This is a genomic window from Prevotella herbatica (assembly GCF_017347605.1).
Taxonomy (GTDB): Bacteria; Bacteroidota; Bacteroidia; order Bacteroidales; family Bacteroidaceae; genus Prevotella; species Prevotella herbatica.
Window position 1 is genome coordinate 1,932,624 of sequence record NZ_AP024484.1, and the last position, 25,606, is coordinate 1,958,229.

The window sequence follows — 25,606 nt, forward strand, 5'->3', positions numbered from 1 at the left end:
TATATAGAAACGCATATAAAATCCGATATTTGACCGTCAAATCACCGTCACTTTATTTAGTCAAATTCGTCGATAAAATATTGATATTCATTATGTTGACACTTCGACACTTATGTTTTTCAAAACCCTAAGTATGCGCGTGTGTGTAGGTACATTATATATGCACAGAAATAGTAACGTAGCTAAGACGTAGCTCATCGAAGCTAAATGGACCTAGCTACGTGTCGTTTTGCCCAGTGTTTATAGGCATTGCAAGAGACGACGTAGCTCCGTAGCTAAATAAAACAAAAACGCAGGGAAGCCACCCTAAATATACAAAATAAAATTGTCACAGAGAGGTTTAGGCTCAAAACATTTATTTTAAATGTAAATCAATTATGTGGTATCTTGGCTGCGTTCTTGTTCAGAAATATGTATGTGGTGTTGTCGGCAATATAGTCTTTTGCCATATACCAGATTCCTTTATAATCACCTGCTGTGCCCCATGAATTTTTTACTAAATAGTATTCTACACCATTTTCGTCTTTCGCGGTTCCATATATAAGCATCACGTGATCGTAGGTGGCGTCCCAATTGTCAAATCGCATCTGACGACTCTCCTGAGTTGGTTTATTCTTTGGAGCTTCAGCTATACCTGTACGTTCGAAACCATTACCAGAAACATCACCTCCCCATGCAACATTGTAACCGTTCTTTAAAGCGGTGTCGATAATGTGCATCATTTCATTGAGTGGTACATTGTAGCTCATTCGCGGACGCCATTTGTATGGAGCTTCAATGATGAAATTCTCATAGAAAGGATGATGTGTAAAGCTTGTTATACTGATGTAATCATCTAAATTTAGTTTAAGACTTGTCGCGAATGATTGTGGGGTATATTCCTTTCCTTCATACATAAACATTTCAGGACACTTTCCAAGATATGCATCAAGAATATTATGTAAACCTTGAAGCCATGCTGGCGACAGCTTTTTGGAATCGCTACGTGCTATAGCTTTGACATAAGGTTCTAAAACCATGAAAAATTCATTGAAGTTTGCCAATGTGTCACCAATCATGCTGCCGGGTTTTGCCATTGCAGACTCTGGACAGATGCCGTGATTGCGTATCACGTCAAGTACGTCATCACACGATCCACCTTGTGAAAACTTACTGTCGCCATGTTCGCGCACATTGTATATAGCACAGTCAACATAATCATTGTTAGCGACAAACATTTCGCTCAAATCTACGGTTTTACCCGTAGCTCGTAAGATTTCTCCCTCAAAGAAACCACATGTTGCATAATCCCAGCATGTCCCACTGCGGCTTTGGTTTTTAATGCTAGTAATCTTGTTTTCTAAAATAGTGGTAAAAACATGCTTTTTTACATCATCTTTCTTTTCTTGGGCAGATGCTAAAATGCCGATGAAAAGTAGCAAAATAGTAAATGATCTCTTGATAGTTCCCATACTGAAATGCTTTATATTATAGGCAATGACATGCCGTTTATCTTTTGATATATATCCAAAGCGTATATGTCTGTCATTCCGCTTATATAGTCGATTACAGCCATAATTCTTGTTTCAAGATTATCACTGTGTATATCATACTGGCTGCTAACTCTTCGTATTAATTGTTGAGAATAAAATCTGTCAGGATTTCTTGCAGCACCTATAAATACATCCATAAGAGTTTCCATAATTTTGTAACCAGATAACTCTATATCAAGAACAGGTTTGCTATGATAGATCTTCTTGTAAGAAATTTCCTCACAACGTTCGTATGCATTCTTTTGAATAAGGGAGATGTTGTTAATAAGACTCCCGTGGAAAGTACCATTTAAGATTTCTTCTTCATGATCAACGAATGTCTTAACACATTCATTCTCAAGTTTGCCGATAACGCAAGCCCGTAAATACACAACTTTTTCGTTATCATCTGTGACACCATCTTCTTTCATTCTTTTTAATATGTTATCTTTTGTAACATCATCGAAAAAGCCCATTAGAAGTTCGAAAGTCTTTTCGAATGAAAGAATTTTAAGCTTATGAGAATCCTCTATATCCATAATTTCGTAGCAGATATCATCGGCAGCTTCGACAAGATACACCAAAGGATGACGAGCGTATTTTAAAGGTTCGCCTTTATCTGATTTGCAAATAATGCCCAACTCATCGGCTATTTTTTTATAATCTATAGCTTCTGTTTTGAAAAATCCAAATTTTCCATGGTCTCCTGCTAAGCTACTAGCAAAAGGATATTTTACAATACTTGCAAGCATAGAATAAGTCATAACAAACCCGCCTAGTCTTCTTCCCAAGAATCTATGTGTGAGCAAGCGGAAAGCATTGGCATTACCTTCGAAGTGTGTTATATCATCCCAAAATTCCGATGAAACCGATTCTTTTATGGTCTTTCCTTTGCCCTCAGTAAAGAACGTCTGGATAGCCTTTTCGCCAGAATGTCCAAATGGAGGATTACCCATGTCGTGTGCCAAACATGCTGCACTGACAATAGTGCCAATTTCTTCAAAAAGAGTATTAGCTAATTCAGGATGCAAATCTTTTAATTGTCTGCATACGTCATTACCCAAAGATTGTCCCAGACTTGAAACCTCAAGACTGTGGGTTAATCTGTTATGCACGAAGATGCTACCAGGAAGAGGAAAAACCTGGGTTTTGTTTTGTAGTCTGCGAAACGGAGCAGAGTATATCAGCCTGTCATAATCTCGCTTGAACTCCGATCTGTCATCGTGTCTTTCGGCATGTCTATGTTCCTGCCCCAGACGTTTGTTTGATATTAGTTGTTGCCAATTCATGTGGCAAATATAGTGTAATTTAATCTAAATAGTTTCTTTTTATGTTGAAAAATTAAGATATATGCATATAATTCATTATTTTTGCAGATGATAGGCAGACTATATAATATTTTTATTTTCTGTCAGTACATGTTTTGAACATTATAAAATACATTTATGCTAAAGATTAAAGTCGTAAATACCGGACATCAGCAGCTGCCTGCTTATGCTACACCACAGAGCGCAGGCATGGATTTGCGTGCAAATATTGATGAATCAATAGTATTGAAACCATTTGAACGTCGTCTGATTTCTACGGGTTTACATATAGCATTGCCTGTTGGTTTTGAGGCTCAAATACGCCCACGTAGCGGCTTGGCATTGAAACATGGTATAACTGTACTAAATTCTCCAGGTACTGTTGATGCTGATTATCGTGGTGAGGTAATGGTTCTTTTGATTAATTTGTCACAAGAAGAATTTATCATTAATGATGGTGAGCGTATTGCACAAATGGTTATTGCAAGACATGAGCAGGGACTCATGGAACTTGTTGACGAACTGGACGAGACCGAACGTGGTATTGGTGGATATGGTCATACAGGAGTGAAGTAAAAACGAATAATACATTTGGAATTGAAATATACATATAGACATATTGCCTTAATACTAGTTGTCGGTCTTGTAACCGTTTCAACAGTGTTACCTTCATTCGCTAAGAGCAATAAGCGTAAGAAGATGGAACCTTCGACGGCAGTTGCGCCTCTTTCTTATGAAGATAGTGTACGCTATAATTCTTTCTTCATGGAGTCTGTTGTCGCTGCGGGAGCTGGAAGATACGCTTCTGCTTATGACTTATTGAAGCATAGTTTGGAGATTAATCCGAATGCATCCGAAGCATATTATTTGCTTTCTACATACCAGATGGAATTAAAGCAGGATACTTTGGCGATAAAATCGATGGAAAAAGCCGCAGAGCTTTCTCCGACTAATGATACCTATCAAGAGCGTTTGGCACAATATTACATTAATTTTAAGCAGTATGATAAAGCGATAAAGGTCTATGAAAACCTTGCGACTAATCGCCCTGATCGTACAGATGTGCTTGAAGTGCTGATGCAGTTGTATAATCAGCAAAAGGACTATACAAACATGCTCAAAACGATAGATCGTATTGAAAAAGCTGAGGGGACTGGAGAAGAAATAACTTTAGCTAAGGTTAGAGCTTATGAACTTCTTGGTAACAAAAAAGATGCATACAAAGCTTTGAAAAATCTTTCAGATACATATCCTAATGACAATAGTTATAAAGTTATGTTGGCTAACTGGCTAATGCAGAATGATAAGCAAAAGAATGCCTATGATATTTATACTTCAGTGTTAAAGGATGAACCGTCAAATTCTTATGCGCTATCTTCGCTTTATGACTATTATAAGGCCACTGGTGAAAATGATAAGGCAAAAGAAGTAATGACTCGAGTGCTTACAAACAGTAAGACTGACTCAAATAGCAAGCAGGCTATGATTCGACAGTTTATTGAAGAAAATGAACAAGCCGGCGGTGACAGTACCGTTGTTCTTGATATGTTAGATAAAGTCACTAAGCAAAATGCACAAGATGCAGATATAGCAGAACTTAAGGTTGCCTATATGTCATTGAAGAAAATGCCTAAAGATGTTATTGATAGTGCAATCGTTTCTTTGTTGAATGTAGCTCCTGATAATGCTGGCGCACGTCTTCAGCTTATCCAAAATATTTGGGATCAGAAGAATTGGGATCAGATCATATCAGTATGTAAACCAGCATTGGAATATAATCCCGATGAAATGGCTTTTTATTATTTCCTCGGTTTGGCTTATTTCCAGAAGGATAATGAAGATCTCACTTTGGAGACTATTAAAAAGGGTATCTCACAAGTATCAGATAAGAGCAATAAGGATATGGTGTCTGAGTTGTATGCCATTATGGGTGATATACTTCAGAAAAAAGGACAAACGCAACAGGCTTTTGCAGCCTATGATAGTAGTTTGCAATGGAAAGATGACAACATAGGTTGTTTAAACAACTATGCATATTATCTAAGTGAAGATGGGCATAATCTTCAAAAAGCTGAGCAGATGAGTTATAAAACGATAAAGGCAGAGCCCAAAAACTCTACATATCTTGATACCTATGCATGGATACTATTTATGCAGGATAGATTTGCCGAGGCTAAGATTTATGCAGATCAAGCTGTAGCTAATGATACGGATTCCGTTCAAAGCCCAGTCATACTTGAACATACTGGAGATATTTATGCTTGTCTGGGAAAAGCCAATGATGCCGTTGACTTTTGGAAGAAAGCTATCAAAGCTGGTGGAAACAGTGCTTTGTTGAAACGTAAGATTGAACTTAAAAAATATATAAAGAAATAACCAAATCTTTATAAGTATAGAATATGAATAGAATATATATCAAGCTAATGACTTTAGGATTACCATTGATTTTGGTATCTTGTGGAGCAAAGAAAAATTTAGTAAAGGATACTCCAGTAGTCCAAAAAACGGTGGCTAAATCGGACAAAAAGGCTGATGAGGTAGAATTAAAGAAACTATCTTTTGTACAAAAGGTTTCAGATAATTCAGTATATGCAACAAATATAGTAGGTGATTTACGATTCAATATAAAAGCTGGTGGAAAGGATATTACCGTTCCAGGATCTTTGCACATGCGCAAAAACCAAGTTATACGTATTCAATTGTTTATTCCGTTGTTAGGCTCTGAGGTCGGAAGATTGGAATTTACACCTGAGTATGTTCTTGTTATAGATCGTATTCATAAGGAATATATTAAAGCTGATTACAACCAGCTTGACTTCTTAAAAGATAATGGCTTAAACTTTTATAGCCTACAGTCCTTATTTTGGAACCAGTTGTTCCTTCCAGGAACAGATAAAGTCTCAGAAATAGCCTTACGTCAGTTTAACGTAAAGCTTGATGAAATAGGTGAAAATAATCCTGTTTCATGGAAAAATAATAATATGAGTTTTGTCTGGAATGCTAATAAGCAATCTGGTTTGATTGGAGAAACTGACGTGGCATATAGAAGTTTACAGCATGGAACGTCTACGCTAAATTGGAAGTATTCTAATTTCACAAATGTTGGTGTGAAGATGTTTCCTGCAAAACAGAACTTTAAGTTTACTACGACTGCGACAAAACAAAAGCAGACAGCTGAGGTTACTCTTGATATGGAAGAAGTAACAACTAAGGACAACTGGGATGTTAATACTACGATTTCAAATAAATATAAAAAGATAGAAGCCGCGGATATCCTCGGCAAAATCATGAGTTTGTAAATGAAAAGATTATTAGTTATACTCCTTGCCACTGTTATGGCGTTGAATGTTTCTGCACAGAAGAATAAACCTGTGCAGAAAAGCAGGCGAAGTACTGTGGTAACAAAGAAAAGAAAAGCGGTTTCTTCTAATAAAAAGGCTACAATTTATACGAATGCTTCAATAAGAGGCTTGCAGGGACAGCGTTCTAAAATTCAAAAGAAGATAAAAGAACAGGAAAAAGCTTTGCGTCAGAATCAGGCTGATGTTAAACAAAGGTTACAACATCTTATCACTCTGAATACACAGATTGATGAGCGTCAGAAGAATATAGATGGAATTCAGCAGGACATTCACCACATTGAAGGTAATATAGACATTTTAAAGGCTCAGTTGCAGACGCTTGAGAGACAACTAGCCGATCGCAAGGCGAAATATATAAAGTCGATGCGATATATGGCGAGACATAATACTGTTCAAGACAAGCTGATGTTTATCTTTTCAGCTAAAAACCTTGCGCAGATGTATCGTCGTTTGAGATTCGTGAGAGAGTATGCGGATTATCAAAAAGCCCAAGGAGAAATGGTAAAGACCAAACAAGCTCAGGTGACTGGTAAGCATGTCCAATTAGAACATGTAAAAGGTCAGAAGAGTAACCTGTTATATATGGGTAAGAAAGAAAAGACCGCGCTTGTTGGTCAGCAAGATGAGCAAAAGAAAGTTGTTGCCTCTTTGCAGAATCAGCAGCAGACAATACAGAAAGTAATTGCGGAACAGCGTCAGAAAGACGCCGTTATGAATGCTCAGATAGACAGACTTGTTGCTCAGGAAGTAGCTAAGGCTCGTGCAAGAGCTGCTGCTGAAGCTCAAAAACGTGCTGCTGCCGTTGCGGCGTCTAAGCGCCGTGCCGCAGACCTTGCACGTAAGAAAGCTGCTGCAGAGGCTGCTGCTCGTGAAAATGCGCGTAGGGTAGCAGAAGCTAAAGAAAAGGAAGAAAGATTGAAAGCCGAAGCAGAATCTGCTGCAAGGGCTGCTGATGCAGCTCGTCAGGCACAAGCTAATGCAGATGAGTCACGTAAGAAAGCTGCTGCTGAAACGGCTTCTAGGGCAGCAGCCGCAGAACGTAATCGTGCTGAACAGGCTGCACGCGAAGCTCAGGCTCAACGTGTCGCTGCTGAAAGAAAAGCTGCAGTTGATGATGCGCGTCAGAAGAAAATTATAGCAGCTGCAACTAAAGAGGCTGATGATGTTCAGAAGTTTTCTACCGTGGATCGTATGATGAACGGAGGATTTGAAGCTAATCGAGGCCGTTTGCCTATGCCTATAACTGGAGGATATAGGGTAGTAAGCCATTTCGGACAATATAATGTTGAAGGATTGAATGGAGTCACTCTTGATAATAAGGGTATTAATATCAAAGGTAGCCCTGGCTGTATGGCAAGATCAATATATGATGGAGAGGTTAGTGCTGTATTTGGATATTCTGGTAGTATGGTTGTTATGGTTCGCCATGGTGCATACATATCAGTATATTGCAATCTAAGATCAGTATGCGTAAGTCGTGGACAGAAAGTAAGCACGCGCCAGGCTCTTGGTACTGTTGGAACTGATAACATACTTCAGTTCCAACTAAGAAAGGAAACTTCTAAACTTAATCCAGAAGCATGGTTAGGTAGGTGATTAGAAAAATAAAATTTTAAATAATGGCGCCGTCAAGTAGTTGAATATATTGCTTGATGGCGTTTCCTATTTCTCCAATTTCAATGAATTCATCGGCAGAGTGAGAACGAGAAGACTCTCCCGGACCAAGTTTGAAAGACTGAAAACTCATTAAAGCCTGATCGCTAAGGGTTGGACTTCCAAAAGGCTTCATTCCCATTTCAATGCATCTTTTTATTAGAGGATGCTCTGGTGAAATGTGTGAAGAGTTTAATCGGTATGAATGAGCTTTAATTTCGCTTTTGCAGTGTTGTTGTATGAAATTACATATATCTTCGTTCTTGTAAAACTCATTTGATCTTACGTCAATAAGTGCTGTTAGTTTGTCTGGAATTACGTTGTGTTGTGTTCCTGCATTTACTACTGTGACCGTCATTTTTGTCGGTCCAAGTAAATCACTTACTTTTTTAAACTTGTAGTCTCTTATCCACATTAAATCATCAAGGGCCTCGTATATTGCGTTTATGCCTTCGTTTCGTGCGGCATGGCCGCTTTTACCATGAGCAATAAGGTCAATTACCATCAGCCCCTTTTCTGCGATGGCAGGTTGCATACCTGTTGGCTCACCTACAATGGCTATGTCTATTTTTGGCAACAAAGGAAGTACCATACTTATTCCATTTTTTCCTGAAATCTCTTCTTCGGCAGAGGCTAGATAGATGAGGTTATATTTTTGTGGCTTCGCCGATAGATACCTGAATACCTGCAATAGAGAAACTAGTCCTCCACCACAGTCATTGCTTCCCAAACCATATAGAACATTGTTTTCAATGGTTGGCATAAAAGGGTTACGTGTCCACGAGTCAACAGGCTTAACCGTGTCAATATGCGCATTAAGCAACAGTGTCGGTTTGCTAGTGTCAAAATTCTTGTCGGTTATCCATACATCGTTGGCTTCACGCTCATATTCTAAACCATAATTTACGATGGTCTCGGCTATAATATCAGCTGCTTCTTTTTCGTTGCGGCTGACTGAAGGTGTGGCGATAAGATGCTTGAGTAAGTCTATCGCATCGTTGGTGTATTCTTTTTGCGTCATATCGATGACAAAGATAGCAAAATATTTTGTATTTTTCTTAATTTGCACTATCTTTGCATAAATTAAAATAAGCAATTATGCAAACAAGATGTCATCTATCGGTATTGATTCACGAACAGGCAAAGAAGTATGGAAATCGTGAGGCTATTACATTCCGTAACTTTGGAAGTCTAAAATGGGAGAATGTTTCATGGAATCAGTTCTCTTTGAAAGTAAAGCAGGTCAGTAATGCTCTACTTAATCTTGGAGCAAAGCCGCAGGAAAACATAGCTGTGTTCTCACAAAATTGCATTCAGTATTTATATACTAATTTTGGCGTTTATGGAGTGCGTGGGGTGACAATACCATTCTATGCCACTACAAGTGAACAGCAAATCCAGTATATGGTTAACGATGCTCAGGTTCGCTTTATTTTTGTTGGTGAACAGGATCAGTATGATAAGGCACATAGAATATTTGCACTTTGTCCTTCACTTGAGCGAATTATTATATTTGATTCAAGCGTAAGAATTAGTACTCATGACCCTAATGCTCTTTATTTTGACGATTTCCTAGCTTTGGGTGAGAAGCTTCCACGCCAGACAGAAGTAGAAAATTTATGGAAAGAGGCTAGCAATGATGATATCTGTGATATTCTTTATACTAGTGGTACAACTGGAGAAAGTAAGGGTGTCGTTTTAACCTACGGACAGTATCTTGCTGCTATGATTGCGAATGACGAGTGTGTTCCAATTAGTGAAAAGGACAGAGTCATAGATTTTCTTCCATTTACACATATTTTTGAACGTGGATGGGCTTATCTTTCTCTTACAGAAGGTGCACATTTAATAATCAATACATATCCGAACGAAATTCAACAGAGCATGAGAGAGACTCATCCAACAAGTATGAGCTCTGTTCCTCGTTTCTGGGAAAAAGTATATATTGCGGTAAAATCCAAAATTGAAGATGCAAGTCCTTTCCAGCGTAAGTTGTTCAAGCAGGCTCTTACGATAGGTAGAAAGCGTAATATTGAGTATCTTAGTCATGGACGTCATGTGCCATTGACATTGGAATTGCAATATAAGCTTGTAAATAAAACCATATTGAGTCTTGTTCGCAAGCAGATTGGCTTGGATAATTCAAATATATTTCCTACAGCTGGAGCTTATGTTTCGCCAGAAGTTGAGGAATTTGTCCATTCTATAGGAATTCACATGTTGGTTGGATATGGACTTACAGAGAGTCTTGCAACTGTTTCATGTAATCATAAAGGTAAACCTTTCACAGTAGGTTCTGTCGGCTATCCAATTAAAGGTATAGAAATAAAGATAGGTGCTAATGACGAAGTGTTATTAAAAGGTCCTACAATAACTCGTGGTTATTATCATCGTGACTCTGCAAATGCTGAAGCTTTTGATAAAGATGGCTTCTTCCATACAGGTGATGCTGGTTATCTAAAGAACGGAGAACTATTTTTGAAAGAGCGTATTAAAGACCTTTTCAAAACATCAAATGGAAAGTATATTGCTCCACAGATGACAGAGTCTCTTCTTTTGGTAGACAAGTATATTGATCAGGTAGCAATAATTGCAGATCAGCGTAAATTCGTATCAGCACTTATCGTTCCAGAATTCAGAATGATTGAAGAATGGGCTCGTGAGCATCATATAAAATTTGAAAGTCGTGAAGACTTGTGTGCAAGTAAAGATGTATACGATATGATGAAGGAACGTATAGATACTTTGCAACAGCAGCTTGCTCATTACGAGCAGATAAAGCGTTTCACATTATTGCCTCACCATTTTTCAATGGAGAGTGGTGAACTTACAAATACGTTGAAGTTAAGACGACCTGTTATTTGTAAAAACTACAAGGACGTTATAGACAAAATGTTCGAGGAATAATATATGATTACAGCAGAACAGTTGAAAGATGTGTTGGAGCGCACTGATGCACTCCGCAAATATCTTAATATAGACCAAAAAAAAATAGAATTTGAAGAAGAGCAACTGCGTACTCAGGCACCTGATTTTTGGGAAGATCCAAAGCGTGCCGAGGAACAGATGAAACTTGTCAAGAGCATTGAAAAATGGATTAAAGGCTATAGCGAATGTAGACATTTCGCAGATGAATTGCAATTGGCTTTCGATTTCTATAAGGATGATATGATCACGGAGGAAGAGGTTGATGAAGACTATGCAAAAGCAATTAATTCAATAGAAGACCTTGAACTAAAGAACATGCTTCGACAGGAAGAGGATTCGCTTGATGCTGTGTTGAAAATAAACTCTGGTGCCGGTGGTACAGAGAGTCAGGATTGGGCTGCGATGCTTATGCGTATGTATCAGCGTTGGTCAGAGGCTCATGGATATACAGTAAAGATCACTGATATTCAAGACGGGGATGAAGCTGGAATAAAAAGCGTAACCATGACCATAGAGGGTAAAGAATTTGCCTATGGATATTTGAAATGCGAGAATGGTGTGCATCGTCTAGTGAGAGTTTCACCATATAATGCTCAAGGAAAGCGTATGACAAGTTTCGCTAGTGTTTTCGTTACTCCGCTTGTTGATGATACGATAGAAGTTTATGTAGATCCAGCAAAAGTTAGTTGGGATACATTCCGCTCAAGCGGTGCTGGTGGACAGAATGTGAATAAGGTAGAGTCTGGTGTTCGTATACGTTATCTGTATGAAGATCCTGAAACCGGCGAACACGAAGAAATACTTATTGAAAATACAGAAACTCGTGACCAGCCAAAGAACCGTGCTAAGGCTATGCTCCTGTTGAAGTCTCAACTGTATGATCGTGCATTAAAGAAGAAACAAGCTGAACAGGCCAAGGTTGAGGCTGGAAAGAAGAAGATCGAGTGGGGAAGTCAGATACGAAGTTATGTATTTGATGATCGTCGTGTAAAAGATCACCGTACAGGCTTCCAAACCTCTGATGTTGACGCTGTCATGGATGGCAAACTAGATGGCTTCATTAAAGCATATCTCATGGAGTTTGCTGCAAGTGAAGCTGAAGGTGAATAAGCATAATGTTCAATAATCTAAAATAATATAACTATGAGCAGCAATAAAGCATTAAGAAAGGCTAAACATGATGCCTTTCAGAAAAAACAGGAAGAAAAAGGTAAAGAAATTATCGTTTGGATTTTTGGCGGACTTATTTTGCTTGCTATAATCTATATGGTATATGCAGCTATTATGGCATAATGAGTGGACTGGAAATAGAACGTAAGTTTTTGGTAAAGAAAGGCGACGCGTATAAGAACGCCGCCTTTTCAAGTAGCCATATCAAACAGGGATATATTCCTGCAGATGGTGCGACGGTACGAATTCGTATTCGTGATGATAAAAGCTATCTCACGATTAAGGCTAGATCCGTGAATGGGGGAATGACGCGCTATGAATTTGAAAAAGAAATATCAACCGACGAAGCTGAACATCTTATGGCGCTTTGCCAAGGTGGAGTAATTGATAAACGCAGATATCTTGTTAAAAGTGGTAATCATACGTTTGAGGTTGATGAGTTTTATGGTGACAACGAGGGACTTGTTATGGCAGAAGTAGAATTGTCAGATGAGTCAGAATCCTACGAAAAACCAGATTTCATCGGGCTGGAAGTTACAGGTGATAAGCGCTTTTATAACTCTCACATGTTGAGGCTCCCTTTTAAACTTTGGAAAAACACATTGCCAGAAGACTACCGATAATGAATGCCAAACCGACACCAATTGTGTCGGCGGCGAAATCAAGCCATTCTCCGCTTCTCATACCTCCAGTACAATATTTCTGAAGAATTTCTATCAAACCACCCATTAATATAGGCGCAAGCAGTGCCCATATTATAATCTTATTCCATTTAACCCTTTTGTACTTCGCAAGATGCTCTAGCCATATAACTCCGCATGTTCCACCATACATTACAATATGAGTCCATTTGTCAATCATGGAGATTTTGTCAAGTGGAGTTTCTGGTATAGGAATAAAACACAAGATCCAAATAATTAGTACGCAAAGACTAGAAAATGGATGTTTTGTTACTGAATGGAATAAAATATTCATATTTACTTTCTATTTTTCTGCAAAATTAGATATTTTTTTATAATTTTGCAATCGTTTTAGATAAATATATTAATAATGTCTGAAGAAAGAGCAAGTTTTGGAAGTAAGTTAGGCATAATTATGGCTACAGCTGGGTCTGCAGTTGGACTGGGTAATATATGGCGTTTCCCTTATATGACTGGTAAAAACGGTGGAGCTGCATTTATACTAATCTATATTGTATGCGTTATCGTATTGGGTATACCATGTATGATCAGTGAATTTATAATCGGCAGGCACGGAGCTGCAAATACAGCGCGTGCATATACTCGCCTTTCAAATGGTACAATCTGGAAGTTAGTTGGGTATCTTGAGGTGTTGACTGGATTTTTAATAACTGGTTATTATGCTGTTATTTCGGGTTGGTGTCTTAATTATGTATATGCGTCAGTTATGGGCGAACTGAATGGTGATCCTGCTTTTGTAAAAAATTACTTTGTAGAATTTTCACAAGATCCAATACGACCAGTTTTTTGGACAATAGCAATATTTGCAATTACACATTTTATCATCATTCATGGTGTAAGAAATGGTATAGAGAAGGCTTCAAAACTAATGATGCCTACTTTATTTGTGCTCCTGTTGGTTATTGTAGTAGCAGCATGGATGCTTCCAGGAGCATCAAAAGGTATTGATTTCTTATTAAAACCTGATTTTTCAAAAGTTAACAGCGATGTTTTTCTTGGGGCTTTGGGGCAGTGCTTTTATTCTTTGAGTATTGGCATGGGATGTCTTTGCACATACGCAAGTTATTTTAGCCGTCATACCAATATTACTACTTCGGCTATACAGATTGGTTTTGTGGATCTTATGGTTGCATTGTTGGCAGGATTGATGATATTTCCTGCAGCATTTTCTGTAGGTATAAATCCTGACAGTGGACCATCGCTCATATTCATTACTTTGCCTAATGTCTTTAATCAGGCTTTTTCAGGAGCTCCTCTATTGGGATGGGCTGTCTCATTGATGTTCTATGCTTTGCTTTTCCTTGCTGCTCTTACATCATTGATATCTCTACATGAAGTAAACACAGCGTTCTTTTATGAAGAACTTCATATATCACGAAAGGCAGGAGCATGGATTGTTACTGTTTTCTGTTGTATTATAGGTGCGTTATGTTCTATTTCTATAGGTCATAAGAGTGGTCTTTCGTTGTTTGGGTTGGATCTTCTTGATTTGTTTGATTTTGTGACAGGTCAGTTGATGCTTCCTGTTGTTGGATTTTTCATGTGCCTTTTTGTTGGTTGGTATATTCCTAAGCAGATTGTTATTGATGAGTTGACAAATTGGGGAACGCTGAAGTTTAGTTTCTATAAACTATTTATTTTTGTCATGCGTTTTGTTTGTCCTTTGTGTATTTTAGCTATAATGCTCCATCAGTTTGGAGTGATTTAATTTATTTATATGTCTGAAAGAGGTAATTTTGGAACAAAGATTGGAGTGATATTGGCGACTGCTGGATCTTCTGTAGGTTTAGGAAATATATGGCGCTTTCCATATATGACAGGTCAGGATGGTGGTGCTGCTTTCATTATAGTATATTTTGTATGTGTATTAATTTTGGGAATTCCCGGAATGGTAGCTGAGTTTGTCGTAGGCCGTCATTCAGCAGCAAACGCAGCACGTGCATATTACAATCTAGGTGGACGTAAATGGTCGTTGCTTGGATATGGTGGTGCTATCACGTCAATGATCATCTTTGGTTTCTATTCTGTTGTAGCTGGTTGGTGCTTGCAATATTTATTTGCTTCTACAATGGGGCAGCTCAATGGTGATGCTGCTTATGTTCAACATTATTTTAAGGAATTTTCTGCTGATCCTGTAAAACCCTTGTTTTGGACAGTGGCGTTTATCATCATGACTCATCTTGTTGTGGTCAAGGGGGTTAGAAAGGGCATTGAACGTGCTTCGAATATTCTCATGCCAACACTTTTTATATTGTTGCTTATTATTGTCGTTGCGTCTTGTATGTTACCGGGTACAAGAAATGGAGTGGAATTTCTTTTCAAGCCAGATTTCTCTAAGGTCACCAGAAGTGTTTTTCTTGATGCTCTAGGACAGGCTTTCTTCTCGTTGTCATTGGGTACAGCATGTCTTTGTACCTATGCAAGTTATTTCAACCGACAGACAAATCTAGTAAAATCTGCTGTGCAGATTGCAGGAATAGACACTCTTGTCGCCATTCTTGCAGGTTTAATGATATTTCCTGCTGCATTTTCAGTTGGAGTTAGTCCTGATAGCGGACCGTCTTTGATATTTATCACTCTTCCTGCGGTTTTCCAGCAAGCGTTTGCCGGAATGCCTTTGCTGGGGTATATCATAGGAGTCTTATTTTATGGACTTCTTGTATTGGCAGCTCTCACGTCTACAATATCAATGCATGAAATAGGTACTGCTTTATTCTATGAGGAATTGCATATCAGTCGTTCTAAAGGTGCTTGGATAGAGACGATCGTTTGCATAGTTATAGGTGTTTTCTGTTCACTGTCTTGTGGAGCTGTAGACATAACTGTATTTGGTAAGTCGTTTCTTGATTTCTGTGATTTTATTACATCTGATATACTATTACCTTTGGGGGCATTCTTCACCTGTGTGTTTGTAGGTTGGTATGTTCCAAAGAATGTAGTTAAGGATCAAATAACTAACTGGGGCACTATACCATCACGCATCTATGGAATCTGGCTTTTTGTCATACGTTTTATATGTCCTATATGCATAGGCTCTGTATTTTTGCATCAACTAGGAATAATCTAATATGTTTTTAAAAGAACTTCTTTATTTTAATAAATCTGATCGTCGTGTAATACTCTTTTTGCTTACTATTGCAGTATCGGCGTTGGTGGCATTCTTCTTTTTAGGTGGTGATGATATGTCAAGCGCAGGGTATGGTTATAAATCCAATGGTCATAAATATGACAAGAATTACTCTTATAGGCATTATCCACATAAGTATTATTATGTGGCGGGTCAAAAGGCAGAGCTGTTCCCGTTTGATCCTAATACTGCTGATAGTACCGAACTGCTGCGTCTTGGCTTGCGTCCTTGGCAGGTTCGCAACATATATAAATACAGGTCACATGGTGGTATATATCGTACCTCTACTGATTTTGGAAGATTGTATGGACTCACTCAAAAGCAATTCCATGAAATGCAGCCTTACATACGTATAAGTTCTGATTATAAGCCAGCTTCGCTTTTGCCTGAAGTGGCAGCTAGGCAAGCTCGTCATGACAGTATTATTTCTAAATGTTCAATAAAAATAAAGGCTGGTGAACATGTGCAGCTTAATTCTGCTGATACGGCAATGCTGCAACGTATTCCAGGGATCGGTTCGTATTATGCTCACGAAATAGAGATATATCGTCGCCGTTTAGGAGGTTTCTCCAGCGTAGAACAGTTGAAGGAAATAGATGGCTTCCCAGAATCAGCACTTAAATATTTTACGGCAAGTTCCACTGGTGTTGCCAAACTGAATGTAAACAAGTTGTCGCTGAATCAGCTCAAGCGACATCCTTATATATCTTTCTATCAGGCTCGTGATATTGTTGATTATCGTCGTTTGCGTGGACCACTAAAAAGCCTTGATGAGCTTAGGCTACTTAAAGACTTTCCACCAGAAGAAATCGAGAGATTGCGTCCTTATGTGGAGTTCTGATTGCTTCGTGACGATCTTAATTTAGTACATTTGAGCAGGTCTTACTGTTTTTTTTTGTTTTTTAGCTACGAAGCTACGGTATTTCTAGCAAAGCCTATAAACAGAGGGATTGAAGATACGTAGTTTGCTGGATTTAGCTACGTCAAGCTACGTTCTAGCTACGTAAACTTATGTTGTTTTAGGATGATATGTTATTCTATAAGTAAATTTGTCAAAGAACTGTTTGCTGCATCTGAGGGACAGAGGATATTTAAATAGATACAGTAAACAGAATCAGAATTTTCAAGCTTGTTTAACTATTCTGTCGAATTCCGCTGAATTCTCGGCAAAGATACTGCAAAATTTTTGGCCATGCAATCAGATTTAGGTTAGCCTGTTAGCCAAAGTTTTAATTACTAGAGGATACAACACATCGTAATACACGTGCATGCGCATGCCCGCACTCTGGGTTTTTCGTAAAAATAAGTGTCTAAGTGTCTATTCGTTGAGTATCAAATAGTTATAACACTTTTCAAGTGGCATTAAGTGTCGGTTATTCGTCGGTAAAATATGGGAGATATTTTTCTTCATTTCGCATTGCGTTTTATGAAGAATTACGATGCGTTTTACGATGTTTTGCCGTGCGTTTTACGAAGAAATGCATTGCATTTTACGATGCTTTAGGAGGCAAAACATCGTAGAAACGTTTCCGTTTCTATATGAAAACAGTTGCATTTCTACATAGAAACGCATGCGAAACTCGATATTTGACCGTCAGTTCACCGTCACTTTATGACGTCTTTTTTGTCGATAAAATACTGATATTCATTAAGTTGACACTTCGACACTTATATTTTAAAAACCCTAAGTGCGCGCGTGCTTGCACGTACATTATATAAGCAAAGATAGATAACGTAGCTAGAACGTAGCTTAACGTAGCTAAATCCAGCAAATTACGTATCTTCAATCCCTCTGTTTATAGGCTTTGCGAGAAATACCGTAGCTTCGTAGCTAAAAATATAAAAAACGTAGGGATAGCATCCTGAATGTTCGATAAATCAAATCTTCACGAAGTAATCTAGGATATAAATATTTGATTAGCAGTGTGTTATACTTAATGCTCGCTATTTTAAGTAGACACTAGTGTTAATATTAATATGTTGTGTTTTATAGCCATAAAGTATCAATATCCCCCATAATAGAAGAAGAATCTTTCTGATAGAGAGTGAAAGAATTAGTTAATTACATACATGGCTGCAGTTTTATTGCATTAAATAATTTAAAATATGTATGTATAATTATAGTTTAAATTATATTTATAACAAAAATACAAATCAAAATATAGGATGAAACTTAAAATAATAAAGTGGTCGCCGAAAATTCGCCGACCACTTTACTCACGACAACGGCTAAATCATTGATGATTAAATTCTTAGCCTTAAAATTGTCGGGATGAGGCGATTCGAACGCCCGACCCCTACGTCCCGAACGTAGTACGCTACCAACTGCGCTACATCCCGATTATTTAAATCGTTGCGAATGCAAAGGTAATCAAATTTCCTGAAAGCAAATATTTTTTTGAATAAAAATTTGTGAGTGTGGGATAAAAAGCCTATCTTTGCACTCGCAAAACAAAAAGCATGGTGCCATAGCTCAGTTGGTAGAGCAAAGGACTGAAAATCCTTGTGTCCCCGGTTCGATTCCTGGTGGTACCACTTCCTCCTTTCATTAAGCCGTTTAGTCTCATTCGTGAGACTGGCGGCTTTCTTCGTTATCCGAGGTTTGTATAATAAAAATCGCACGTATATAATTTGAAATTTATATACGTGCGATTAAGTTATTGAAGCTCTATCTTATTGAAACAGGAACTTCTTAGAAGTGAAAATAAACAGATGCAACAATATCATGTAGATGCTTACTGACAGAAAAGTAATTATTTGCTTTTGCCACATTAAGCAACCCTGCATTTGCTTCAATTCCTATACGGAATTTACCTGTTTGATACATTATACTAGGTTGTAAGCAGAGATTTAAATTTTTAATTTTATCAGATGTGTCGGCATTTGGCATTGCATCATAATAGTATTGGTCGTTTTTAACACAGAAGGAAAATACAGGTCCTAGTCCTAACACCCCAAGCATTACTTCCTTCCTGAATGTGATATTGCATGATGATAGGAACATCAAGAAATGTGAAATCGTCATCATCCCCTCCTTCGCTTGAGGTGAAAGGCTTAACGACGACTTGACGTAAAGCGACACCTGGCATGATGGACAACTTGTCTGAAAAATAGCAGTTCAGTCCATAGCCAACTTTTATAGACATACCTGTCTCCGTATCTCCAGAGGTTTTGTCTATAAGAATTCCTCCTGATACATAAATGTTATGCTCAAACTTCTTTTCCTGAGCATTTAGTGCTATGCTTGATAGCATTAATAAAGTAGTTAAAATAGCAATTTTCATCTTTTTTTATATTAAAGCAGTTCAGGTAACTGGAATAGTTTTATTCCGTTTGATCCCTTGATGAGTATGTAATATCCTTCTGGGCGTTTAATTGCGATTTCTTCTTTCACTTCTTCAACATTATTGAACTTGCGGTAGTCTGTATTTGTTTTTCCGAATTCTTCACCAACAAGCCAAATCTCTTTGAATCCGTATTCCTTAAGTTGGTCTACTACTTTCTGATGCTCTGCATCCGAAACCTCGCCAAGTTCACGCATATCGCCAAGGATAGCCATCTTCTTGTCAACATCCATCACTTTGAAATTCTCTATTGCGGCAGACATACTAGATGGATTGGCATTATAAGCGTCAACAATCAGCTTGTTGAACTTCGTAACATCAAGTTGACTTCTGTTATTGTCTGGAGTATAACCTTCCAATGCGCTGTTTATCTTCTCGGCTTCCACCCCAAAATGAAGACCTATTGTTATCGCAGCTAGCATGTTATCCATGTTGTAAGCACCAATAAGATGAGTTTGTACCTCGTAGGTCTTTGCTTTAGAATCAGTAGATGAAAGGTCAGTCCAGCTGAATTTCAAAAATGGCGCACAACTAATGACCTCACCCATAACATTGGCATCGTCAGTCTGCCCATAAGTTACAATACGGCTTAGTTCTCTTTTCTGTGCCATATCTACCAAGTCGTCATTGCTCTCGTTGAGAAACAATAAACAATCATGCGCTTTAAGAAAATCGTACAGCTCTCCCTTTGTTGACTTTACACCTTCAAAACTTCCAAACCCAAGCAAATGGGCACGACCTACATTGGTAATCATTCCACATGTAGGTTCTACATATTCAACAAGTTTCTTTATATCTCCAGGATGGCTTGCGCCCATTTCTACAACTGCAATATCGTTATTTTTGTCAAGGCGCAGCAAAGTCTTTGGTACGCCTACATCGTTATTGAAGTTGCCTTCTGTGTGCATGACATTATATTTTGTAGACAAAACAGCAGATACTAGCTCTTTAGTCGTTGTCTTACCGTTTGTACCAGTAATTCCAATAACGGGAATATCAAAATGTCTTCTGTGTTCTCTTGCTATTTCTTTGAAAGTTGTGAGACAGTCGTCTACGAGAATTATATTGTCGTTTCCATCCACAGCATATTCTTTTTCGTCTATGATGGCATAAGAACATCCCTTCTCAAGAGCAGCCTTGGCAAACTTGTTTCCGTTGAAAGACTCACCCTTCAATGCGATGAAAATACTGTCTTTAGGACAATCCCTACTATCAGTAGTAATACAAGGATGCTGCTGGTAGATTTTGTACAATTCTTTTATATCCATGTCGTATAAATTTCTTTAATGATTGCAAAGTTACATTTTTTTCTTTTAAGATGAATAATCTGTTAATTATTTATTGCTAATATTGGAATTTTAATTTGGATAATAGTCAAAAATATGATAACTTTGCATGGTATGAAACATATAGACTATACAATTAATGTTCGTGGAAGGTTGATAGACCTTTCGGCTCCCAAAGTAATGGGAATACTGAACTGCACACCTGACAGTTTTTATGTAGGAAGCAGGAAGCAGACTGAGCGTGAAATTCTGGAAAGATCCACTCAGATTGTGGAGCAGGGCGGTGACATTATTGATATAGGAGCATTCTCTACACGCCCTGGCGCAAAGGAGGTGAGTGAGGAAGATGAGACTGAAAGACTGAGATATGCACTTGGTATCGTAAGGCATGAATATCCTGATATCCCAATTTCTGTTGATACTTACCGCCCACTTGTTGCAAGAAAGTGTATATCTGAATGGGGTGCTGATATAATAAACGATGTAAGTGAGGGCGGAATAACCGGTATCGTTAATACTCCGATAAGCGAAACTGGCAGTATGTTTGATGTTGTTGGCGAATTGAAAGTTCCATATATCTTGATGTCGGTAAAATCTAATATTCACGATATGATGATAGCCTTTGCCGAAGAGGTACAACAGTTGCGTGACCGAGGTGCAAAAGATATAATTCTTGACCCAGGTTTTGGCTTCGGAAAAACATTAGAGCAGAACTATGCTATTTATGCCGAAATGGAGAAACTGCAAGTGTTTGAACTCCCTATACTTGTTGGTATATCAAGAAAAAGTATGATTTTCAAATTGCTTGGTGGAGATCCTACTACGGCTCTAAACGGAACAACGATTCTCAACACGATCGCTTTACAGAAAGGCACTGGAATATTGCGAGTGCACGACGTAAAAGAAGCAATTGAAACTGTAAAGATTGTGTCTGAAATGCGGAGTCAACTCAAAGCTAACATATAATAATATCTACAAATGCCTTTTGAATTTGGAATAAAAGATATCATAGACATTTTTCTTGTCGCACTGATACTATACTACCTTTATCGATTGATGAAGGAAAGTCGCTCGTTGAATATATTTATCGGTGTTATGGTTTTTGTTATCGTGTGGCTTTTTGTAAGTCAAGTGCTTGAAATGCGCTTGTTGGGGGCTATACTTGACAAACTCGTGAGTGTTGGCGTTATAGCCATGATCGTACTTTTTCAAGAGGAAATACGAAAATTTCTTTATACACTTGGCGCACATCAGCGAATAAGACGATTCGCTCGTTTGTTCACGTCTAGTAAAAGGGATAAAGATATGGAAGCTACCCGAGTAACTATCATGCCAATCGTTATGGCTTGTATGAGTATGTCTAAAGGAAAGATAGGTGCTTTGATAGTTATAGAGCGAGGTGCGCCACTTGATGATATTGTTGATACTGGTGATGTGATAGATGCTAATATTAATCAGCGACTTATTGAAAACATATTTTTTAAGAATTCTCCGCTTCATGATGGTGCGATGATTATATCTAATAAAAGAATCACTGCTGCTGGATGTATATTGCCAGTAAGTCATAATAGAGATATACCAAAAGAGCTGGGGCTGCGTCACCGTGCTGCTATGGGAATATGTCAGGAAAGTGACGCGATAGCTGTTGTTGTGAGTGAAGAAACCGGAAGAATTAGCGTAGCTGTAAAGGGACAGTTCCATTTAAGATTGTCAGCAGAGGAGCTTGAAAGTATTTTAACCCGCGAAATAGACTGATTTTATATTTTTTTATCCTTAGCCAACTCCTTGTTTCAATTAATTTTGCTAATTTTGCAAACTGTAAATAGCAATTTAAATATTTTATTTCGAAATTTATATATTATATACATATTAACAAACTATGGACTTATTACAGCAAATAGTTGCGCGCGCTAAAGCTGACAAGCAGCGCATCGTGCTCCCAGAAGCTGAGGAGGAGCGCACTTTAAGGGCAGCCGATAAAGTTTTGGCTGACGACATGGCAGAAATCATTTTGATTGGTAACCCAGACAACATCAAGAAACTCGCTAAAGAGTGGGGACTTGGAAGCATAGGCAAGGCTACTATTATTGATCCAATGAACAACCCTAAGAGTGAAGAATATGCTGAAAAACTTGCAGAACTTCGCAAGAAAAAAGGTATGACAATTGAACAGGCTCGCGAGCTAGTTACAAAAAATAATTTGTATCTTGGTTGTATGATTATAAAAACTGAAGGCGCTGATGGTCAGATAAGTGGTGCATTGAGCACTACAGGCGATACTCTTCGTCCTGCACTTCAGATAATCAAATGTGCACCAGGTGTTACATGTGTAAGTGGTGGATTACTTTTGTTCTCTCAGCAGAAAGAATTTGGAGAGAATGGTGTTCTTGTTATGGGTGACGTTGCAGTTACCCCTGTTCCAGACGCTAGGCAGCTTGCAGAGATAGCTGTTTGTACAGCTCAAACAGCAAAGACTATTGCTGGATTTGCAGAACCTCGTGTAGCAATGTTGAGTTTCTCAACAAAGGGAAGTGCTAAGCATGAGGTTGTTGACAAGGTCGTTGAGGCAACAAAAATAGCTCATGAAATGGCTCCTGATTTGAAACTTGATGGTGAATTGCAGGCAGATGCAGCTCTTGTACCATCTGTTGCTGAGAAGAAAGCTCCTAACAGTGACATTGCAGGCAAGGCAAATGTTCTTATCGTTCCAAACCTTGAGGTTGGAAATATTGGTTACAAACTTGCACAGCGTTTAGGTAATGCCGTTGCAATTGGTCCTGTACTTCAGGGTATAGCCCGTCCTGTAAACGATCTTAGTCGTGGATGTACTGTTGATGATATCTATTACATGGTAGCTATTACAGCTTGTCAGGCTCAGGATGCAAAGAAATAAGAATCATTAAATCAAAATATATGAAAGTTTTAGTTCTTAACTGCGGAAGTTCTTCAATAAAATATAAGTTTTACAATATGGACGATGAGTCTGTATTGGCACAAGGTGGTGTTGAGCGTATTGGTCTTGACAATGCATTTATTAAGGTAAAGCTTCCTAATGGGGAAAAAAAGCAGATAATGGCAGATCTTCCTACACACAAGGAAGGCGTAAGCTTGGTGTTCAAGTGCCTGCTTGATTCTGAAATAGGTGCAATAAAGAGTCTTGACGAGATTGATGCAGTAGGCCATCGTATCGTACAAGGTGGTGACAAATACAAACAGAGTATCATCGTAGATAAGAGCGTAGAAGACGGCATAGAGGAACTTTGCGATCTTGCACCTGTTCATAATGCAGGTCACTTGAAAGGTATTCGTGCTGTAGATTCATTAATGCCTACAACACCTCAGGTTTGTGTATTTGATAATGCTTTCCATAGCACAATGCCAGATTATGCATATCTTTATGCAGTACCTTATGAACTTTATCAAAAATATCACATACGTCGTTATGGTTTCCACGGAACGAGTCATCGTTATGTATCAAAGCGCGTTTGTGAGATGCTTGGTCTTGATATAAATAATTCTAAAATAATAACATGCCATATCGGTAATGGAGCAAGTGTTGCCGCCATACTTAATGGTAAGGTTATAGATACATCAATGGGACTTACTCCTCTTGCTGGTCTTATGATGGGTAGCCGTTGCGGTGATATAGACGCATCAGCTGTTACTTATATCATGGATAAGTTGAATATGAAGCCACAGGAAATGGCAAACTATTTGAACAAGGAGAGTGGTGTGCTTGGTATTACCGGTATATCTAGTGATATGCGTGATATTGAAAACGCAGCTCGTGAAGGTAACGAACGTGCACAGCTTGCACTCAACATGTACAATTACCGCATAAAGAAATATATTGGTGCTTACGCTGCCGCTCTCGGTGGAGTTGACGCTATTGTATGGACTGCCGGCGTAGGTGAAAACCAGACTGGTACACGCGAAGAGGCTTGTGCTAATCTAGAATATCTAGGCATAAAGATTGACGTCGAGAAGAATGCTAAGATTCATGGTGATGAGGCTATAATCTCAACACCAGACAGTAAAGTAAAAGTTGTTGTTGTGCCAACAGATGAGGAAATTGTTATCGCTCGCGATACAAAGGAACTCGTTGAGAAAGCAGGCAAGTAATTTAAGGATATACTACTATAAGCCCTCTCCTTTAAGGAGTGGGCTTTTTTATAATTATATGATGGATAAGAAGATAGTTACTTTCGGAGAAATTCTTTTGCGCTTGTCAAAGGAAAATAATTCCCGCCTTTCTCAAGGGAGGCAGTTTAATGGTGATTTTGGAGGCTCTGAAGCTAATGTTGCTGTCTCTCTATCTGTGTTGGGAGATAATGTGGAGTATGTAACTCGTGTTCCTGATGGTCCTATTGGCAATGCGGCATTGATGCATCTTCGTGAGTTTGGTCTTGACACAAGTCATATAGTAAAAGGTGGTGACCGCCTTGGTACATATTATTTTGAGTCGGCAGCATCTATGCGTAATTCCGTTGTTGTGTATGATCGCAACAATAGTTCCTTTTATAGTTTAAAGCATGGAGATATAGACTGGGCACCGATATTTGATGACGCAAAGATATTTCATTGCTCAGGTATTACATGTGCAATGAGCAAAGACGCTTTGGATACTACGTTTGATGCATTGGAACTCGCAGAGAGGATGGGAGTTGAAATTACATGTGATATCAACTACCGCAAGAATCTTTGGCATTATCCTGGAGCAAACGCAAAGGCGACCCTCCATAAACTGATGGAATATAGTTCATTTATATTTGGTGATCAGAATGAATGGGAAGTAGGCAGTTCGTTGAAGCATATACCTTTTGAGGCAATTGATTCTTCGTATAAGATTGATGAGGATGCTTATATTGCTTATTTCAAGGAATTACAGAAGCAGTTTCCACGATGCAAGCGTATGTTGATAGCTTTGCGTAACCAAATCGCATCAAGTCATCATACTCTTACAGGAGTGCTTTATTCAGATGGTAAACTGTATAAGACAAAAATATATGATATTAATCCTGTCGTAGATCCTATGGGATGTGGCGATGCTTTTGTCGCTGCATTTATTCATGCCCGTATGAAATGGGATGATGATCAACGTTGTCTTGATTTCGCCATAGCTGCCTCTGCTATAAAAAATACCATTATTGGTGACCAGAATTTAGCAATAGAAGATGAAATAATAGAAGTGATGAATCACTAACGATTTACTTCATT

The 25,606-nt window shown here is 38.4% G+C and carries 22 protein-coding genes and 2 tRNA genes; 17 read left to right on the forward strand and 7 right to left on the reverse strand.

Annotation, left to right across the window (positions count from 1 at the left end; all coding sequences use genetic code 11):
• Nucleotides 1-371: 371 nt before the first annotated feature.
• Both prwr041_RS07135 and dgt read right to left on the reverse strand, forming a co-directional pair.
• Nucleotides 372-1,451, reverse strand: a complete 1,080-nt coding sequence (locus prwr041_RS07135) for a C1 family peptidase (RefSeq protein ID WP_394370786.1) — start codon at nt 1,449-1,451, stop codon at nt 372-374.
• A gap of 11 nt (nt 1,452-1,462) precedes the next feature.
• The gene (gene dgt / locus prwr041_RS07140; protein WP_207153148.1) at nt 1,463-2,800 is read right to left on the reverse strand and encodes a dGTP triphosphohydrolase; all 1,338 of its coding nucleotides are present in this window, start codon (nt 2,798-2,800) and stop codon (nt 1,463-1,465) included.
• 156 nt (nt 2,801-2,956) lie between these two features.
• Here dgt and dut point away from each other — a divergent pair, with 156 nt between their 5' ends.
• Genes dut through prwr041_RS07160 form a run of 4 tightly spaced genes read left to right on the forward strand, consistent with a single transcriptional unit; the run spans nt 2,957 to nt 7,776 of the window.
• Entirely contained in the window at nt 2,957-3,394 is a 438-nt protein-coding gene (gene dut, locus prwr041_RS07145; RefSeq protein ID WP_207153149.1) for a dUTP diphosphatase, read from the forward strand.
• A gap of 21 nt (nt 3,395-3,415) precedes the next feature.
• Entirely contained in the window at nt 3,416-5,194 is a 1,779-nt protein-coding gene (locus prwr041_RS07150) for a tetratricopeptide repeat protein (RefSeq protein WP_317194509.1), read from the forward strand.
• 23 nt (nt 5,195-5,217) lie between these two features.
• Complete coding sequence (locus prwr041_RS07155; protein WP_207153150.1) at nt 5,218-6,117, forward strand: DUF4292 domain-containing protein; 900 nt, start codon at nt 5,218-5,220, stop codon at nt 6,115-6,117.
• Nucleotides 6,118-7,776 carry a murein hydrolase activator EnvC family protein gene (locus prwr041_RS07160; protein WP_207153151.1) on the forward strand — a complete coding sequence of 553 codons (1,659 nt, stop codon included), beginning with the start codon at nt 6,118-6,120 and terminating at the stop codon, nt 7,774-7,776. It abuts the gene before it with no gap.
• 16 nt (nt 7,777-7,792) lie between these two features.
• Here prwr041_RS07160 and prwr041_RS07165 read toward each other — a convergent pair whose 3' ends face one another.
• Nucleotides 7,793-8,854, reverse strand: a complete 1,062-nt coding sequence (locus prwr041_RS07165) for a M20 family metallo-hydrolase (RefSeq protein WP_207153152.1) — start codon at nt 8,852-8,854, stop codon at nt 7,793-7,795.
• A 77-nt stretch (nt 8,855-8,931) separates the two neighbouring features.
• Between prwr041_RS07165 and prwr041_RS07170 the strand changes: the two genes are divergently transcribed.
• Genes prwr041_RS07170 through prwr041_RS07185 form a run of 4 tightly spaced genes read left to right on the forward strand, consistent with a single transcriptional unit; the run spans nt 8,932 to nt 12,554 of the window.
• Nucleotides 8,932-10,740: an AMP-dependent synthetase/ligase gene (locus prwr041_RS07170; protein ID WP_207153153.1), complete on the forward strand. Its 1,809-nt coding sequence runs from the start codon at nt 8,932-8,934 to the stop codon at nt 10,738-10,740.
• 3 nt (nt 10,741-10,743) lie between these two features.
• On the forward strand, nt 10,744-11,871 hold the full coding sequence (gene prfB, locus prwr041_RS07175; RefSeq protein WP_207153154.1) for a peptide chain release factor 2: 1,128 nt from the start codon (nt 10,744-10,746) through the stop codon (nt 11,869-11,871).
• A gap of 33 nt (nt 11,872-11,904) precedes the next feature.
• Nucleotides 11,905-12,054, forward strand: coding sequence for a hypothetical protein (locus prwr041_RS07180; RefSeq protein WP_207153155.1), 150 nt, complete (start codon nt 11,905-11,907; stop codon nt 12,052-12,054).
• The gene (locus tag prwr041_RS07185) at nt 12,054-12,554 is read left to right on the forward strand and encodes a CYTH domain-containing protein (RefSeq protein ID WP_207153156.1); all 501 of its coding nucleotides are present in this window, start codon (nt 12,054-12,056) and stop codon (nt 12,552-12,554) included. The genes prwr041_RS07180 and prwr041_RS07185 overlap by 1 nt, the downstream gene beginning before the upstream one ends.
• Here the strand turns inward: prwr041_RS07185 and prwr041_RS07190 are convergent.
• Complete coding sequence (locus prwr041_RS07190; RefSeq protein WP_207153157.1) at nt 12,514-12,906, reverse strand: VanZ family protein; 393 nt, start codon at nt 12,904-12,906, stop codon at nt 12,514-12,516. The two genes, prwr041_RS07185 and prwr041_RS07190, sit on opposite strands and share 41 nt — an antisense overlap.
• Before the next feature lie 75 nt (nt 12,907-12,981).
• On the opposite strand from prwr041_RS07190, the gene prwr041_RS07195 reads away from it, so the two are divergent.
• The 3 genes from prwr041_RS07195 to prwr041_RS07205 are packed head-to-tail and all read left to right on the forward strand — an operon-like array spanning nt 12,982 to nt 16,600.
• Nucleotides 12,982-14,340, forward strand: coding sequence for a sodium-dependent transporter (locus prwr041_RS07195; RefSeq protein ID WP_207153158.1), 1,359 nt, complete (start codon nt 12,982-12,984; stop codon nt 14,338-14,340).
• Nucleotides 14,341-14,349: 9 nt separating this feature from the next.
• Entirely contained in the window at nt 14,350-15,699 is a 1,350-nt protein-coding gene (locus prwr041_RS07200; RefSeq protein ID WP_207153159.1) for a sodium-dependent transporter, read from the forward strand.
• Nucleotide 15,700: 1 nt separating this feature from the next.
• Nucleotides 15,701-16,600, forward strand: a complete 900-nt coding sequence (locus tag prwr041_RS07205; RefSeq protein WP_207153160.1) for a helix-hairpin-helix domain-containing protein — start codon at nt 15,701-15,703, stop codon at nt 16,598-16,600.
• A 1,426-nt stretch (nt 16,601-18,026) separates the two neighbouring features.
• On the opposite strand, the gene prwr041_RS07210 is transcribed toward prwr041_RS07205, so the two are convergent.
• Nucleotides 18,027-18,099: transfer RNA gene (locus prwr041_RS07210), tRNA-Pro, on the reverse strand.
• 122 nt (nt 18,100-18,221) lie between these two features.
• Here prwr041_RS07210 and prwr041_RS07215 point away from each other — a divergent pair.
• Nucleotides 18,222-18,294: transfer RNA gene (locus prwr041_RS07215), tRNA-Phe, on the forward strand.
• Nucleotides 18,295-18,674: 380 nt separating this feature from the next.
• Here the strand turns inward: prwr041_RS07215 and prwr041_RS13645 are convergent.
• Both prwr041_RS13645 and prwr041_RS07225 read right to left on the reverse strand, forming a co-directional pair.
• Nucleotides 18,675-19,043, reverse strand: coding sequence for a porin family protein (locus prwr041_RS13645; RefSeq protein WP_237072172.1), 369 nt, complete (start codon nt 19,041-19,043; stop codon nt 18,675-18,677).
• A gap of 11 nt (nt 19,044-19,054) precedes the next feature.
• Nucleotides 19,055-20,371, reverse strand: coding sequence for a UDP-N-acetylmuramoyl-tripeptide--D-alanyl-D-alanine ligase (locus prwr041_RS07225; RefSeq protein WP_207153161.1), 1,317 nt, complete (start codon nt 20,369-20,371; stop codon nt 19,055-19,057).
• A 132-nt stretch (nt 20,372-20,503) separates the two neighbouring features.
• On the opposite strand from prwr041_RS07225, the gene folP reads away from it, so the two are divergent.
• The 5 genes from folP to prwr041_RS07250 all read left to right on the forward strand — a co-directional run bounded on the left by folP (nt 20,504) and on the right by prwr041_RS07250 (nt 25,592).
• Nucleotides 20,504-21,355 (forward strand): dihydropteroate synthase, encoded by an 852-nt coding sequence (folP, locus tag prwr041_RS07230; RefSeq protein ID WP_207155615.1) that lies wholly within the window; start codon nt 20,504-20,506, stop codon nt 21,353-21,355.
• Between the two features lie 12 nt (nt 21,356-21,367).
• Complete coding sequence (cdaA, locus tag prwr041_RS07235; protein WP_207153162.1) at nt 21,368-22,144, forward strand: diadenylate cyclase CdaA; 777 nt, start codon at nt 21,368-21,370, stop codon at nt 22,142-22,144.
• Nucleotides 22,145-22,268: 124 nt separating this feature from the next.
• Nucleotides 22,269-23,282: a phosphate acetyltransferase gene (gene pta / locus prwr041_RS07240; protein ID WP_207153163.1), complete on the forward strand. Its 1,014-nt coding sequence runs from the start codon at nt 22,269-22,271 to the stop codon at nt 23,280-23,282.
• 20 nt (nt 23,283-23,302) lie between these two features.
• Complete coding sequence (locus prwr041_RS07245; protein WP_207153164.1) at nt 23,303-24,511, forward strand: acetate kinase; 1,209 nt, start codon at nt 23,303-23,305, stop codon at nt 24,509-24,511.
• A gap of 61 nt (nt 24,512-24,572) precedes the next feature.
• On the forward strand, nt 24,573-25,592 hold the full coding sequence (locus prwr041_RS07250) for a sugar kinase (protein WP_207153165.1): 1,020 nt from the start codon (nt 24,573-24,575) through the stop codon (nt 25,590-25,592).
• Nucleotides 25,593-25,606 lie beyond the last annotated feature (14 nt).